This window comes from Dactylosporangium siamense (genome assembly GCF_016862795.1).
In the GTDB taxonomy this organism is placed as follows: Bacteria; Actinomycetota; Actinomycetes; order Mycobacteriales; family Micromonosporaceae; genus Dactylosporangium; species Dactylosporangium siamense.
Genome location: NZ_BONQ01000033.1, coordinates 25,520 through 40,687, shown reverse-complemented (window position 1 = coordinate 40,687; position 15,168 = coordinate 25,520). Strand labels below are relative to the sequence as shown.

Genomic DNA, 15,168 nt, shown 5'->3' with positions numbered 1-15,168 from the left:
CTTGTGGCGGCGTCTCAGTAGGTCGGGCTCCAGCGCCACCAGCCGTGGTCGCCGGCGAGCTGCGCCAGTCGCGAGCCGAGCATGAGCGACGTGGCCCGGGCCTCGCCGGCCAGCCGGGTGTGCACCTGCTCGGCGATCTCCGGCGCCCGGTACTCCGCGTGCTCCAGCAGCTGCAGCGTCACCGACCACCAGTACCGGTCCTCGTCGCTGGCGTGCGGGGCACCACCGGTGAACCACTCGGCGAGCCCGTCGAGCAGGTCGTCACCCACGCCGTCCGGGTCGGTCAGCCGCAGCGCCGCGCAGACCCGCGCGACCACGTCGTCGTCCCAGCCCGACAGGTGCCCGCGCACCAGGGTGTGCAGCGACGGGTGCCCGAGGGCGCCGGCCGCGTCGATCTCCAGCGAGAACACGTTGTCGCGGGCCAGCCGCTCCTGCAGCACCGGCAGGATCCGCTCGTCGCGCCGCCGGGCCAGCCCGAGCAGCGCCTCGCACCGGGTGTCGTCGTGCGCGTCGTCGAGCCGCACGACCAGCGCGTCGCGCAGCACCGGGGCGTCCACCTCGGACAGTTGGGTGCCGAGCGCGAAACACGCCCAGTCCCGCACGTCGTCGTCCGGGTCGTTGCTCAGGACCAGCAGCGCCCGCACCGTGTCGTCGGGTGCGGCCTCGCCCAGCACGCTCGGCAGCGCCTGCGCGACCGCCCGCCGGACCCGCGCGTCGAAGTGGTGGATCAGCGGCAGCAGCAGCGGCAGCGCCTCGTCGTCGTAACACCAGGCGACCGCGTCGGCCAGCTCGGCGGGCGACGTCGTCGCGTCGGCGAGCAGCGCCGAGATCGTCCTCGCGGTCGGCTCGACGTCGTCGACCGGCGCCGCACGGGCCGCGGCCGCCGCCTCGGCCGCCGCGGCGGCGGCCGCCGGGTCGGCGAGGTCGGCCAGGTCCGCGATGACGTCGGCGAGCGGGTCCGTCGCGTAGGCGTCCCCGTCCGGCCCGGCGCCGACCTGACCGGCACCCGGCTGCGCGGTGCCGGTGCCGATCTGCCACGGGTCGGTCGTCCACGGCTCGGCGCTCCACGCCTCGGTGTTGCGTGCCTCGGTGTTGCGTGCCTCCGTGTTGCGGGCTTCCGCGCCGCGGGGGTCAGCGCTGCGTGACTCGGCGGTCCACGGCGCGTGACCGCCGCCGGTGCCGGGATCCAGCGCACGGTCGCTCGGCTCGTCCGGTGACGGTCGGGAGGACGCAAGGTCGCTCATCCGAGAGAGTGTGCTCGTCTCCGGCGATATGTTCCAGAGGGGTTCGCCCCACAGATGGACATCCCCCTGGTCAGATTCGCCCGACCCGACGACATATCGACGCACTTCGGATGTACGACCACCGCCTCAGCGCCCGCGGCTGTCCAGCCGCAGCGACTGCCACGACCCATCGGCCGCCCAGCCGCCGTCGACGGAGAGCGATGCCCCGTTGATGAACCCCGACCGGTCCGGGTCGGCGAGGAACGCCACCGCGCGGGCCACGTCCTCCGGCTGCGCGAACCGCGCCATCGGCACGTGATCGGTGATGTCGGTGTCCGCGTACGCGCCGGACGCCTGCGACTCGTCGTCCATCTCGGTCTTCACCCAGCCGGGGCAGACCGCGTTGACCCGCACGCCGCGGCCGCCCCACTCGACGGCCAGGGTGCGGGTCATGCCGATCAGGCCGTGCTTGCTCGCGTTGTACGCCACCCGGTCCGCGACCCCCAGCAACCCGGCCACCGAGGCGATGTTGACGATCGAGCCGGTGCCGCGGACCAGCATCCGCCGCCCGAACGCCCGCGACAGCAGGAACGGCCCGGTGAGGTTCACGTCGAGGACCCGCCGCCACTGCGCCGCGTCGGTGTCCTCGGCCGGCGCGATCGAGGCGATGCCGGCGTTGTTCACGAGCACGTCGCAGCCGCCGTACACCTCCTCGACCTCGGCGACGAACCGCGCTACCGACGTCTCGTCGGAGACGTCACCCACGAACATCAGCCCGTCGAGGTCGACCGGTTTCGTGTCGATGACCGCCAGCCGGTACCCCTCCTCGACCAGCAGCTCCGCGGTCTTCCGGCCGATGCCCTGCGCCGCGCCGGTGACGACGGCCACTCGCGTTTCTGTCATATGCCGACCATAGACTCGGGGCATGGCTGCTCGGGGTCTGGCTGGAGGCGTGCGGCGACGGGTCGTGGTGATCGGCGGTGGCATCGCCGGTCTCGCCGCGGCGCACCGCCTGCGTGAGCGCGCCCCGCACCTCGACGTGGTGCTGTTCGACCAGGGCGACCGGCCCGGCGGCAAGCTGCGCACCGTCGAGCTGGCCGGCGGCCCGGTCGAGCGGGGCGCCGAGTCGTTCCTGTCCGGCGACCCGGCCGGCGGGCCGAGCGCCGCCGTGCGCCTGGCCGAGCAGGTCGGGCTCGGCGACGCGATCGTGCACCCCACCACGTCGAAGGCCGCGGTCGCGGTCGACGGCGGCCTGCACGACCTGCCACCCGGCACCCTCATGGGCATCCCCGTCGACACCGACCCGGCCGAGCGCCCGGCTGACCGTCCCGGCAGCGGCCCGCTGCTGCGCCCCGGCGAGGACGTGACCGTCGGCGGGCTGGTCCGGCCGCGGCGCGGCGACCTCGTCGTCGACCGGTTCGTGGAGCCGCTCCTCGGCGGCGTCTATGCCGGCCGCGCCGACCGGCTGTCGCTGCGCATGGCGTTGCCCGCGCTCGCCGACGCGGCCGAGCGGTCCGACACCCTGACCGGCGCCGTCCGGTCGGCCCTCGCGGCACGGCGCAGCACGCCGGGCGCGCCCGTGTTCAGCACCGTCCAGGGCGGCCTGAGCCGGCTCGTCGACGCGCTCGCCGCGTCCCTGCCCGACGTCCGGCTCGGCCTGCCCGTGCGGGAGCTGCGCCGGCACGGCACCGGCTGGCGCCTCACCGTCGGCTCGACCCGCGACGCATCCACAGTGGACGCCGACGGCGTGGTCCTCGCCGTGCCCGCCACCCCCGCTGCCCGCCTGCTGTCCACAGTGGATGGCGTGGCCGGCGTGCCCCTCGGCTATGCCAGCGTCGCGCTCGTCGCGCTCGCGCTGCCGGCCACGAAGCTGCCCGAGCTGTCGGGGTTCCTGGTCCCGGCGACGGAGGGGTTCGCGGTCAAGGCGGTCACGTTCTTCGACCAGAAGTGGTCCCACCTGCGCCGTCCCGGGCTCACCCTCGTGCGCGCCTCCGTCGGCCGCGCCGGCGACGAGCACCAGTTGCAGCGCACCGACCCGGACCTGCTCGACGTGGTCCGCGACGAGGTGGCCCGCCTGCTCGGCGTCGACCGCCTGCCCGACCCGGTCGACGCGGCCGTCTTCCGCTGGGGCGGCGGCCTCCCGCAATACGAGCCGCACCACCGCGACCGCGTCGCCGCGCTGCGCGCCGCTCTCACCGCCCACCCGGCCATCGCGGTCGCCGGCGCCGCCTATGACGGCGTCGGGATCCCCGCCTGCGTCACATCGGGGTGGACCGCCGCCGACACGCTGCTCGAAGCCCTGGAAGGATAGCGAGATGACCAGCAACGCCGCGCGCATCCGCGAGCTGAACGACTCGATCCGCTACACGATGTGGTCGGTGTTCCAGGCGTCGACCCCCCTCGACCCGGCGACCCGCGACGAGACCGCCGCCGAGGCGACCGCGTTCCTCGCCGACCTGGCCGCGAAGGACGTCGTGGTCCGCGGCACCTATGACGTCGCCGGCCTCCGCGCCGACGCCGACCTCCTGATCTGGTGGCACGCACCGAGCGCCGAGGCGCTCCAGGAGGCGTATGCGGCGCTGCGCCGCACCGCCCTCGGCGCCCACCTCCAGCCCGTCTGGTCGCAGCTGGCGCTGCACCGGCCCGCCGAGTTCAACAAGAGCCACATCCCGGCGTTCCTGGCCGAGGAGGAGGCCCGTGCCTGGGTCTGCGTCTACCCGTTCGTCCGCTCCTACGAGTGGTATCTCCTGCCCGACGAGGAGCGCCGCGCCATGCTCGCCGAGCACGGCAAGATGGCCCGCGGCTATGCCGACGTCCGGGCCAACACGGTGGCGAGCTTCGCCCTGGGCGACTACGAGTGGATGCTGGCCTTCGAGGCGGACGAGCTGCACCGGATCGTGGACCTGATGCGGGAGCTGCGGGCGTCGACGGCTCGGCGGCATGTTCGCGAGGAGGTGCCGTTCTACACCGGGCGGCGGCGGGACATCGCGGACCTGATCGCCAACCTGCCGTAGCGGGTCGTTGCTCCATGATCCGGTCGACTTGTGTACCCCTGGGTGAACAACGTCGACCGGATCATGAGAAGCCCTCAGGGGGCGGGCCGCCACATCGGGACATGCTCGATACCGTCGTCGAGGAACGCCGGCCCCGACACGGTGAACCCGAACCGCTCGTAGACGCGGATCGCGGTCGTCTGCGCGTCCAGCACCGCCGCGCGCGGCCCGACGACCGAGACGGCCTCGGCGAGCAGGCGGCCGGCCAGGCCCTGGCCGCGATGTGCGGGCTCGGTCACGACGCGGCCGATGCGGGCGGTGCCGTCCGGTTCGCTCAGGACGCGGAGATACGCCGTGACGTTGCCCGCCGGGGAGGTGAGCCAGACGTGGACGGTGTCCGGATCGGTGTCGCGGCCGTCCAGGTCGGGGTAGACGCAATCCTGTTCGACGACGAAGACGTCGTTGCGGAGGCGGAGCAGGGCGTACAGGGTGAAGACGTCCAAGGCGGCGAACGGTGCGCTGTGCAGGATCACGGCTTGAGGGTAGCCAGCTTCTCGGCGGCCTTGCGGGCGGTGATGAGGACCGGGTCCCAGACGGGGGCGAACGGGGGAGCGTAGGAGAGGTCGAGGCCGGTCATCTCTTCGACGGTCATGCCGTGCCAGAGGGCGACGGCGAGGGCGTCGATGCGTTTCGCCGCGCCTTCCTGGCCGACGATCTGGGCGCCGAGCAGGCGGCCGGTGGTGCGCTCGGCGATGATCTTCGTGGTGATGGGGACGGCGCCGGGGTAGTAGCCGGCGCGGGTGGTGGACTCGGTGACCGTGGCGAAGGTGGCGAAGCCGGCGGTGGCGGCCTCGGTGGTGGACAGGCCGGTGCGGGCGACCTCGTACGCGCAGATCTTCGAGACGGCGGTGCCGAGGACGCCCGGGAAGGTGGCGTAGCCGCCGCCGATGTTGATGCCGGCGGCGCGGCCCTGCTTGTTGGCGTGGGTGCCGAGGGCGACGGCGGCGGGGCGCTGCGAGATCAGGTGGAAGACCTCGACGCAGTCGCCGGCGGCCCAGACGCCGTCGGCGGAGGTCCGCAGGCGGCGGTCGACGGTGATGCCGCCGGTCGCGCCGACGGTGATCCCCGCGTCGGCGGCGAGGGCGCTGTTGGGGCGGGTGCCGAGGCCGAGGATGACGATGTCCGCGGGCAGGGTGCCCTCGGCGGTGCGGACCCCGGTGACCCGGCCACCGCTGACGTCGAAGCCTTCCAGGGGGCAGGACAGGCGCAGGTCGACGCCGAGTCCCCGCAGCGCGTCGGCGACGAGCGAGGCCATGTCCGGGTCGAGGGTGCGCATCGGCTGATCGGCGGCGTCGATGAGGGCGACCTCCAGGCCGCGTCTGATCATCGCCTCGGCCATCTCCAGGCCGATGTAGCCGGCGCCGACGACGACGGCCCGGCGGGGGTGGTGGCGCTCCAGGAACGACAGGATTCGGATCCCGTCCTCGAGGGTCTGCACGCCGTGGATGCCGGCGGCGTCGGCGCCGGGCACGTCGGGGCGGGCCGGCACGCCACCGGTGGCGATCACGAGCTGGTCGAACGGCTCGTCATAGGTGCGGTCCGGGGCGCGGACCGTCACGGTGCGCTCGTCGAGGGAGATCGCGACGACCTCGCTGCCGAGGCGCACGTCGATGTCGAGCCTGCGGAACGCCTCGGGGGTGCGGGCGACGAGGTCGTCGGAGGTGCCGACGTCACCGGCGACGAGGTAGGGGATGCCGCACGCCGAATACGAGACGTGCTGCCCCTTCTCGAACGCCACGATCCGCAGGTCGTCGGGGCGGCGGCGGCGGGCCTGCGAGGCGGCGCTCATCCCCGCGGCGTCGCCGCCGATCACCACCAGGCGCTCAGCCGAACCAGCGAAGGTAGAACTCACCCGATCATTTAATCGTGTTTGTCGGGTGCCGGGATGGCGGCGCCGGTGTCGTCCCAGACGTTTCCCGAATTGGCGGTCAGGTTGGTGGCGGTGCTGATGAGGATCGGGCAGGCGAACATGCTGTTGCGGCCGAAGCGGTTGTTCACCACGGCGATGCCGGTCAGCGGGGTGGGGCCACCGCCGCGGTGGGCGAAGTTGAGCACGCAGTGGCCGCCGTCGAGCCAGTTGTTCTCGACCCGGATGTCGCCGCTCGCGCCGCCCTCCTGGGTCACCTGGTAGGCGGCGTTGGCGTCGGCGCCCGGGTGCAGCACGTTGTGCCGCAGAGTGATCCGGCGTTTGCCGCGGGTGTCGACGGCGTCGTTGACGGTCGCGCCGCCGCCGGGGGCGCCGCTGCCGTAGAACGTCAGGTCGTGGATCCAGGAGTCCTGCACGACGACGTCGTTGCCGGCCTTCACGCCGTCGACGGTGCCGTGGATGTTGACCCGGGTGAGGGTGGTCGCGGTGGCCCAGACGCCGTCGAGGCAGGCGTTGGGGCTGGCGGGCGCGATCTCGACGTCCTCGATGACGGCGCTGCCCTCGACCTGGATCACCGCGGCCGAGCAGCGGGCCGCCCCGCCCCGCACGATCGAGTTGCGAATCGTCACATTTTTTCCGGTTATCCGGACGTATCCGCGAATATCGGCGTTGGCCACCACGGCGTTGTCCGTGGCCAGCGTCTGGTCCCCGGTGAGCACCGTCAGGTTGGTTCCGGCGACCACCCCGGTGTTGCCCGCCGCCGGCTTCCCGCCGCTGCGGGACGCGGCCCGGGGCGGCGCCGACGTCGACGGCGAAGCAGAAGACGGAGATGGTGACGGTGAGCGGGACGCGGTGGACGACGCGACGCCGGGCAGCCCCGCCATCTCCGCCGACCGGCGCTGCTCCGGGGTCAGGCCGTCCGCCGACGTCCGCCGGGCCGGCTGGGTCAATGGGTACACGAGCACCGCGGTCAATGCCACCGTGGCGACGCCGGCGATAGCAACGCCGATCGGCCCCCAGTGAATGCGGCGCCCAGTCGCCGGAAGATCACTCTCGGTGGTCACTGACCCTTTCTAGTGGTACAGGAGTGACGCCCGCAACCTATTGATGCAGACGGTTATTCAAGCGCCTTCGACATCTGCTGCGAAGTCGTCTCGAACCCCAACGATTCGTACAGCTGCCGGGCGCCCGGGTTGTGGCCGAAGACGTTCAGGCCGAGCCGGGCGACGCCGCGGGCCCGCAGCTCGTCCTCGGCGGCGAGCATCAGCGCCCGGCCGTGGCCGCGGCGGCGGTGCGCCTCGTCGACCTGGATCTCGTAGATCCACGCCTGCGGCCGGTCGGCGATCGGCAGCCCGATCCACAGGAACCCGACGACCTCGCCGTCGACCACGCCGGCGAACAGCAGCTGCCCCTCGGTGGCCAGCCCGTCGGGCAGCAGCGTCGCGAACTGCCGCTCGACCCGTTCGGTGGCGTCCTCGAGGGTGGCACGGCCGGCGCGCACCTCGTCGGCTGCGTACTCGGCCTTGAGCGCGGGGACGCGGACGTCGTACTCGGCCTGGGTGAGCGGGCGAATCGTGAGCATGGGGCTCACAATACGAAGGCGTCCGTCCACAGCTGCCGGGACCGCCCCGACAGCGCGTCGAGGAGGCCGACCGCCTGCCCGTCGGTGAGCGCGGCCACGAAGTCGACGATCGCCCGGCCGCGGGCCATCGCCGTCGGGTCGAAGTCGCCGTCGGCGAGGCCGTAGTCGGCGGCGGTCAGGTCCCGCACCTCGGCGTGGGCCATCTCGACCAGGTCGTGCAGCCGTCGCGGCAGCCGCACCGCCTCGGCCGGGTCGACCAGCCACGCGTGCAGCGCCTCGACCAGCGCCCCCAGCAGCCGCGCCTGGCCCCGCTGGTGCAGCGCCAGGTCGGGGCGTTCGAGCACGAACCGGTGGTGCACGAACTTCAGCACCTGCACCTCGTGCCACTGCGCGACGCCGAGCGCGACGTGCCCGGAGCGCATCGGCGGGTCCGCCCGCACGTGGATCGCGTCGATCAGCCGGCGGGTCCACCGCGCCGAGAACCGCGCGACGCTCTGCTCCGCCTCGACCGAGCCGTCGAACGGCGCCGCGAGCAGCCCGTCGACCAGCTCGTGCCGGACGTGCTCCACGGCCGACCAGAACGCGTCGTCGTCGCTGATCCAGCCGTCCTTGCGGCAGATGTCGCGGCGCAGCAGCTCCACCGACCGGCCCGGCCGGCGGGTCGTGTGCCGCAGCGCGGCGAGGTCCAGGCCGCGCAGCTCGGTCGCGTCGCGCTGCCACGCCATCAGCTCGGTCGCGACGGTGCCCTGCTGCAGGACCCCGACCCGGTGGAAGTCCTCGAGGTCGTGGATGGCGTAGGCGATGTCGTCGGCGGTGTCCATCACCGACGCCTCGGCGGTCTGCTGCCACTGCGCGAGCAGCCCGTCGAACGGCACCCGGGCCTGGCGCAGGTCGGCCAGCTCCGTCACGTAGGCGCCGAACTTCACGGACCCGGCGGCGGGGTCCTCCGGATCCACCCCGGCACCGCGTGGTGTCGGCTGCATCAGGTGTACGTGCGGCGAAGGGTAGGTTCGCCGGGTCCACGGGTACTTCGCCATGGCCGCACGGACCGCGGCGGTCAGGTCCAGCCCGACGGTCGAGCCGCTGATCTCGGTGCTCGTCACGATGCGGTACGACTGTGCGTTGCCCTCGAAGCCGTCGGGCAGGCCGAGCCGCTGCCGGGCGAGCCGGTCCAGGACCCGCTCGCCGAGGTGCCCGAACGGCGGGTGGCCCAGGTCGTGCGCGAGCGCCGCCGCCTCCACCACGTCGGCGTCGCAGCCGCCGAGCTTGTCCAGCAGCGACTGCGAGCCGGTGGTGGGGGAGCACAGGCGCTCCACGATCCCGCGGGCGACGCTGGCCACCTTGAGGCTGTGGGTGAGCCGGTTGTGGACCAGCAGCCCGGACCCGCCCGGGCTGATCACCTGGGTGACGCCGCCGAGGCGGGCGAAGAACGGCGACGCGACGATCCGGTCGCGGTCGGCCCGGAACGGGTTGCCGGACAGGTCACCCTCGGACCCGCCGAACAGGCGCGCGTCTCTGGGGCCCGTCGCCGAAGGTGTCGAGTCCGACCTCATGCCGGCTTGCGCACTTCGATGACGAAACCGCTCGCGGTCACCGCCGCCGCCGGGTGGTGCACCAGCAGCAGATCCAGCAGCTTCAGCGGGGAGAGGATCCAGGTGAGCGGCAGGATCGCCCGGTACAGCCGCATGCTGCCGAACGACAGCAGCATCGCCAACCACTCCTGCAACGTCCACAGCATGCCCGAGGTGGGTCCGGCGCCGACCTTGACGCTGAGCACCTCGAACTGCGGGAACTGCTCGCGCAGCCCCACCTCCGTGTAGCGCTGGAAGTCATACGGCGAGGCGTGGAACGGCTGCATGAACGGCACGAACACCAGCATCCGCCCACCGGGGCGCAGCAGTCGATGCATTTCCGCGACGTGCTCCGCCGGGTCCGGCACGTGCTCCAGCACCGCGATGCTGATCCCGCCGGCCAGGCTGCCCCCGGCGAGCGGCACCGTGCGCAGGTCGGTGACGATGTCGACGTTGGGATACGTGCCGCCGTCCAGGCAGATGACCCGCTGGTCGCGGCGGTGGGTGCCGCAGCCGAAGTCGGCGACGAGGTCCCGGTCGAGGTCGAAGCTGCGCAGGAACGGCATGATCAGGTTGCGGTCCATCACCGGCGAAAGGACCTTGATCGCCGTCGGGTACACCGTGTTGAACCGTTTCTTGACGAACTCCTTGATGCGGTTCAGCGCGTCGGCGGTGAGCTCCTCGGACTCGAACCCGCCGAACTTCAGCTGGCTTGCCCCGCCCGTCCCGCGCCGCCGGCCGTGGTGGCCGCAGGCCGCGCAGACGATCGTGTCGCCGCCGTCCAGCCGCAGCGGCGTGTGGCACGCCGGGCAGGCCAGCACCTCGGCCAGGCGGGCCTGGCGTCCCGCCGCCGGCTCGATCGCGGGGGCGTCAACCGCAGTGTCGTTCATCATCCCTCAGCGGATCTCGTAGACGGCGATCTGTCCAGAACGGTGTCTGAGCCGCGCGAAGTCACCCAGTGTCGGTGCGGGGGTGTCGCGGGCCTCGTCCACGAACAGCCACCGAACACCGTACCGGTCGCGCAGCCTCCCGATGGTCTGCGCCGACGGTGCGGCGAAGGCGGCATCGTTGTCCGCGAGCACCCGGCCGTCCCAGTAGGGCACGTAGACGGCGTTGACGTGGGTCTCGGCGGCGACCTGATGGGTGCGGTTGGTGAAGCCCCAGCCCTCGATCAGGAAGCGGCGCTCGGAGTACGCGGAGAACGCGAAGTGCCGGTTGTCGCACCCACTCTCGGGGGCGCCGAGGGTGGAAAGGCAGTGCGTGTTCGTGGCCACCAGGTCGTCGGGGTCGGAGTGGTCACGCAGCCACCGGCCCGCCTCCGGGGTGCCGTCGGGGATGAACGGCGCGGACTGCCGCACGCCGCGCCAGCCGGTGTGCTGGGCCTCGCGGGTCGTCTGTTCCAGGTGCAGCAGGGTGGTGACCAGGCAGATGCCGGCCAGCAGGCTCGCGTAGGCGGTGCCCTTGGCCGGGAACGACGAGCGGCGCACGAACCACGCGGCGACCCCGAGCAGCGCGAACACCGCCAGGTACGGCCAGACCAGGTGGAACGCGGTCTGCGCGACCCCGCCCGTCCTGGCCGGCACCGGTGCCCAGTTCGGGTCGAGCTCGCGGACCAGGATCAGGATCGCGGCGCCGGTGAGGATCGCGCCGCCCACCCACGCGAGCATCCGCCGGTCCGGCACGCCGGCGGGCGTGATCAGGGCCAGGCCGGCCACCGCCGCGAGCGACAGGTAGGGCCGCCCGGACACCATGAACCAGCCCTCGGCGCCGCCCTCGTGTCCGAAGACCATCAGCGCGCCGATGCCGGACAGGCCGATGCCGAACATCAGGACGACCGGGTCCGCGGAGATCGTCAGGTCGGGCCGGCGGCGCCTGGCGAGGCGGGCCAGCCCGAGCAGGCCCGGCCAGATGCAGGCCCAGCACGCGAACGTGATCAGCGTGACCAGGACCAGCCGCCCCGTCGAGCCGCTGCCGGGCAGCGCGAACCCGGCCGTGTAGGGCGCGCCGGAGATCCGTGCGAAGTGCAGCGGGTCGACCGCGAGCCCCTGCGACGCCCCGCCGAACAGGACGAACTGGGCGAAGAGCAGGCCGGCGAAGGCGATCCCGGCCGCGATCGGGGCGGCCGGGCGGACCCGCCCGCGGGCCAGCAGGCGCACCGCGACGACCAGCAGCAGGCCGGCCAGCAGCATCGGCAGGAACGTCGCCTTGCCGCCGGCGACGGCCGCGGTCAGCAGCACCACCAGGAACCAGGGTCGGCGGTTGGACCCGGTGAGGACGTCGAGCAGGGCCAGCGCCAGCGCCGCGAACAGCAGCGCGCCGAACGTCTGCGTCGGGCTCGTCCACATCTGGGCCCGCAGCGACGAGCCGTCCTCGTAGGCGTTGGTGGCGAAGACCGAGAACCACCCGTTGAGCTGCCACCGGTACGGCGTCGGGGTGAGCACGAAGTAGGTGGTGACCGCGGCCGCGGCGCCGGCCCACCACCTGCCGGTGAGCCGCTTGCCGAGCACCGCCATGAGCAGCAGGAACCCGAAGACCATCGGCAGCGGCGACAGGCGCACCAGCAGCACCTGCGGCTCGATCCCGGTGATCCACGAGGTGGAGGCCATCTCGGCGTAGACGAACCAGTGGTAGAGCACCGGCTGCTCGGGCAGCCACGGGGAGGCCAGCGGCAGGTGGTGCTTGGCCTCACCCAGCAGCGCCAGATGGAACGGGGAGTCGGCGTCGGGGCTCAGCATGGCGGGACCGGACACGTCGTGCGTGCGGAAGAACCGCACGGCGCTCCAGAGGAAGAGCACCAGCGCGGAGCCCGACAGGATCGCCGAGAACCAGAACGGGGTCTTCTCCTCGTCCCGGTCGGTGCGGCGCCAGTGCCGCCGCAGCCCCGGCACCAGCAGGAAGGTGGCGACGGTGGCGATCGGCCAGGCGGCGACCAGCAGCGGCAGGCCGGCCGCCCTCGCGCCGATGTACGCCACGACCTCGCACGAGTACCCCACCGCGAGACCGGCGGCCGCGTCCTCGACGAGCCAGCCGGGCCGGCCGCGGACCGCCCGCCAGAGCAGCATGCCCGGCAGGACGATCCCCAGCGCGAGGTAGCCCGTGAAGATCGCGGTGGTCCGGACCGGCACGCCGTAGAAGGCGAGGCCGGCGACGACCAGCACGCCGAGCGCGGCCGGCGGTGTCCAAGCGGGCGGCCCTCGCCGGGCCGTCGCCGGCGTCGGTGCTGCTGACGCGGGCTGTTCCACGGTGACTGCCACAGGATCCGCCGTTTCTCGAGATGCGTCGTCGCACCCTGCTCAACGCGTCACGAGGCGCACGAGTCGCTGGCTCTCCGGCTGATCAAGGTTGCGATGCCGTCGAGTACCCGCGCCAGGCCGAACTCAAAATCGGTATCGGGTGTTTCATCCGGTGTGTCGAGGATGCCCGTTGCCAGCAGCCGTCCGATCGCGGGGAACCGCCGGGGGTCGACGAGCTTGCCGAGCAGCTGGCCGTAGCTGAGCATCGCCTCGTCGGCGGTCGTCCCGGACGCCTGCGCGGCCGCGGTGATGTCCGCCGTCAGCAGCGCCCAGTTCCGGGCGATGCCGCTGATGGTCATGATCGTGGAGAGCTTCTCGTGCTCCTCCAGCGAGGTCCCGGCGAGCACCGCGAGGCCGTAGTCCATCCACCCGACCTGGTTCGGGGTGAGCGGCGGCGACGCGGTCGGCACCCGGACGATCCACGGGTGCCGACGCTGGATCGCCAGGAGCGTGCGGCCGAAGCGCAGCAGCCCGGCGCGCCAGTCCTCGCCCGGTAGCGCCTCCGGCGGCGGGCCGATCGCGGCGTCGACCATCAGGTCGAGCAGCTCGTTCTTGGCCGCGACGTAGCGGTACAGCGACATGGTCGCGGCACCCAGCTCGGTCGCGACGCGGCCCATCGACACCGCGCCGAGGCCCTCCGTCCCGGCGACGTGCACGCCCGCGGCGACGATCCGATCCAGGGTCAGCCCGGGTTTCGGCCCCTTGCCGGGCCGGGCGCGCAGGCCCCAGGCGGCGGCGAGGACGGCGGGCAGCTCGTTGTCCATTGACTCAGATCCTACGTCTGCGTATAACTTACGCAATAGAGCGTACGTCATACGCAGAAGATCACGGGAGAGAGCTGACATGTCTCTGGCTGTCGAGGCCACCGGCCTCACGAAGTCCTACGGCAAGCTCGACGTCCTCACCGGCGTCGACCTCGCCGTCCCCGCCGGCAGCGTGTTCTCCCTGCTCGGGCCCAACGGGGCAGGGAAGACGACCGCGGTGCGCATCCTGGCCACGCTGCTGCGACCCGACGGCGGCCAGGCCCGCGTGGCCGGCTACGACGTGATCCGCCAGCGCCGGCAGGTCCGCGGCGCGGTCAGCCTCACGGGGCAGTACGCGGCGGTCGACGAGCTGCAGACCGGCGCGGAGAACCTCCGGATGATGGGCCGGCTCAGCGGCCTCAGCTCCGCCGCCGCCACCCGGCGGGCCGCGGAGCTCCTCGAACGCTTCGACCTCACCGCGGCCGGCAACCGGCGCGCCGGCACCTACTCCGGCGGCATGCGCCGCCGCCTCGACCTCGCCGCCGGGCTCGTCGGCAGCCCGTCGGTGATCTTCCTCGACGAGCCGACCACCGGCCTGGACCTCACCAGCCGGCAGGCGATGTGGCAGGTGATCGCCGGGCTGGTCAGCGCCGGCGGGACCGTCTTCCTCACCACGCAGTACCTGGAGGAGGCCGACCAGCTCGCCGACCGGATCGCCGTCGTCGACCACGGCCGGGTCGTCGCCGAGGGCACCCCCACCGACCTCAAGCGCCGCTTCGGCGACCAGCGCCTCGACCTGGAGCTCGCCGACCGGACCGGCTGGGAGGCGGTCGCCGCCCACCTCGGCGGCCGGGTCGTGCAGCGCGACCCGGAGCGGCTCACGCTCGGCGTCACCACCGACGGCAGTGCCGCCCACGTCCGCGCGGTCCTCGACGAGATCGACCCCGGCCGCGCCGCCGTGCGCCGCTTCTCACTGCACAGCGCCACCCTCGACGACGTCTTCCTCGCCCTCACCACTGTCAAGGAGCCCGCACATGTCTAGCGCCACCGTTGCCACGCAGTGGCTGACCATGGGCGGCCGGTCGCTGCGCCTCGGCCGCCGCAACGTCGAGGCGATCATCATGTCGCTGGTCCTGCCCGTGATGCTGATGGTCGTCTTCGTCTACCTCTTCGGCGGCGCCATCGACACCGGCACCGCCTACGTCACCTACGTCGTGCCGGGCGTCATGCTGCTGTGCGTGACGTTCGGCTCGGGCATGACCGCGGGCTCCGTGGCCAACGACATGACCGGCGGCATCATCGACCGGCTGCGCTCCCTCGACGTCGGCGGCCCGGCCATCCTCGCCGGCCACGTCGCCGCCAGCGTCGCGCGCAACGTGTTCTCCAGCGCCCTGGTCTTCGGGGTGGCGTTCGCCATCGGGTTCCGGCCGCACGCCTCGGTGGCGCAGTGGCTCGGCGTGGCGGGGATCCTGGTCCTGACCATCACCGCGGTGTCCTGGCTGGCGGCGGCCCTCGGGCTGCTCGCCTCCTCGCCCGAGGCGGCGAGCGGCTACACGTTCGGGATCACGTTCCTGCCCTACGCCAGCAGCGCCTTCGTCCCGGTCGACACCATGCCCACCTGGCTGCGCGGCTTCGCCGAGCACCAGCCGATCACGCCGATCACGGAGAGCCTGCGCGGCCTGCTGCTCGACCAGCCGGTCGGCTCGGCGCCCTGGCAGGCGGCCGCGTGGTGCCTCGGGATCATGGCGGTGTCGATCGTCGCGACGGCCCTGCTGTTCCGGTCCAAGACCCGCGGTTGACCCCGCGTGCCCGGCCCGCCCCTCGCCGGGCGGGCCG

The 15,168-nt window shown here is 72.9% G+C and carries 14 protein-coding genes; 4 read left to right on the top strand and 10 right to left on the bottom strand.

Annotated elements, in window-relative coordinates:
• Positions 1-14 precede the first annotated feature (14 nt).
• Together Dsi01nite_RS11185 and Dsi01nite_RS11180 are read right to left on the bottom strand one after the other, a co-directional pair.
• A complete protein-coding gene (locus tag Dsi01nite_RS11185; RefSeq protein WP_203846025.1) occupies positions 15-1,244 on the bottom strand; it encodes a HEAT repeat domain-containing protein in 1,230 nt (409 codons plus the stop codon).
• 126 nt (positions 1,245-1,370) lie between these two features.
• A complete protein-coding gene (locus Dsi01nite_RS11180) occupies positions 1,371-2,126 on the bottom strand; it encodes an SDR family NAD(P)-dependent oxidoreductase (RefSeq protein WP_203846024.1) in 756 nt (251 codons plus the stop codon).
• 22 nt (positions 2,127-2,148) lie between these two features.
• Here Dsi01nite_RS11180 and hemG point away from each other — a divergent pair, with 22 nt between their 5' ends.
• Entirely contained in the window at positions 2,149-3,534 is a 1,386-nt protein-coding gene (gene hemG / locus Dsi01nite_RS11175) for a protoporphyrinogen oxidase (protein ID WP_203846023.1), read from the top strand.
• Between the two features lie 4 nt (positions 3,535-3,538).
• Positions 3,539-4,237, top strand: a complete 699-nt coding sequence (gene hemQ, locus Dsi01nite_RS11170; protein WP_203846022.1) for a hydrogen peroxide-dependent heme synthase — start codon at positions 3,539-3,541, stop codon at positions 4,235-4,237.
• 74 nt (positions 4,238-4,311) lie between these two features.
• On the opposite strand, the gene Dsi01nite_RS11165 is transcribed toward hemQ, so the two are convergent.
• Genes Dsi01nite_RS11165 through Dsi01nite_RS11130 form a run of 8 tightly spaced genes read right to left on the bottom strand, consistent with a single transcriptional unit; the run spans position 4,312 to position 13,353 of the window.
• Positions 4,312-4,749, bottom strand: coding sequence for a GNAT family N-acetyltransferase (locus Dsi01nite_RS11165; protein ID WP_203846021.1), 438 nt, complete (start codon positions 4,747-4,749; stop codon positions 4,312-4,314).
• Positions 4,746-6,128, bottom strand: a complete 1,383-nt coding sequence (locus Dsi01nite_RS11160) for an FAD-dependent oxidoreductase (protein WP_275423349.1) — start codon at positions 6,126-6,128, stop codon at positions 4,746-4,748. Before Dsi01nite_RS11160 ends, Dsi01nite_RS11165 begins: the two co-directional genes overlap by 4 nt.
• A gap of 8 nt (positions 6,129-6,136) precedes the next feature.
• Positions 6,137-7,207, bottom strand: coding sequence for a hypothetical protein (locus Dsi01nite_RS11155; protein ID WP_203846020.1), 1,071 nt, complete (start codon positions 7,205-7,207; stop codon positions 6,137-6,139).
• A gap of 53 nt (positions 7,208-7,260) precedes the next feature.
• Complete coding sequence (locus Dsi01nite_RS11150) at positions 7,261-7,725, bottom strand: GNAT family N-acetyltransferase (RefSeq protein ID WP_203846019.1); 465 nt, start codon at positions 7,723-7,725, stop codon at positions 7,261-7,263.
• Between the two features lie 5 nt (positions 7,726-7,730).
• Positions 7,731-9,278, bottom strand: coding sequence for a deoxyguanosinetriphosphate triphosphohydrolase family protein (locus Dsi01nite_RS11145; protein ID WP_203846018.1), 1,548 nt, complete (start codon positions 9,276-9,278; stop codon positions 7,731-7,733).
• Complete coding sequence (locus tag Dsi01nite_RS11140) at positions 9,275-10,186, bottom strand: methyltransferase domain-containing protein (protein WP_203846017.1); 912 nt, start codon at positions 10,184-10,186, stop codon at positions 9,275-9,277. The genes Dsi01nite_RS11145 and Dsi01nite_RS11140 overlap by 4 nt, the downstream gene beginning before the upstream one ends.
• A 6-nt stretch (positions 10,187-10,192) precedes the next feature.
• Positions 10,193-12,550 (bottom strand): hypothetical protein, encoded by a 2,358-nt coding sequence (locus Dsi01nite_RS11135; RefSeq protein WP_203846016.1) that lies wholly within the window; start codon positions 12,548-12,550, stop codon positions 10,193-10,195.
• A 47-nt stretch (positions 12,551-12,597) separates the two neighbouring features.
• The gene (locus tag Dsi01nite_RS11130; RefSeq protein WP_203846015.1) at positions 12,598-13,353 is read right to left on the bottom strand and encodes a TetR/AcrR family transcriptional regulator; all 756 of its coding nucleotides are present in this window, start codon (positions 13,351-13,353) and stop codon (positions 12,598-12,600) included.
• 79 nt (positions 13,354-13,432) lie between these two features.
• On the opposite strand from Dsi01nite_RS11130, the gene Dsi01nite_RS11125 reads away from it, so the two are divergent.
• Positions 13,433-14,374, top strand: coding sequence for an ATP-binding cassette domain-containing protein (locus Dsi01nite_RS11125; RefSeq protein ID WP_203846014.1), 942 nt, complete (start codon positions 13,433-13,435; stop codon positions 14,372-14,374).
• Complete coding sequence (locus Dsi01nite_RS11120; RefSeq protein WP_203846013.1) at positions 14,367-15,131, top strand: ABC transporter permease; 765 nt, start codon at positions 14,367-14,369, stop codon at positions 15,129-15,131. Before Dsi01nite_RS11125 ends, Dsi01nite_RS11120 begins: the two co-directional genes overlap by 8 nt.
• Positions 15,132-15,168: the final 37 nt, after the last annotated feature.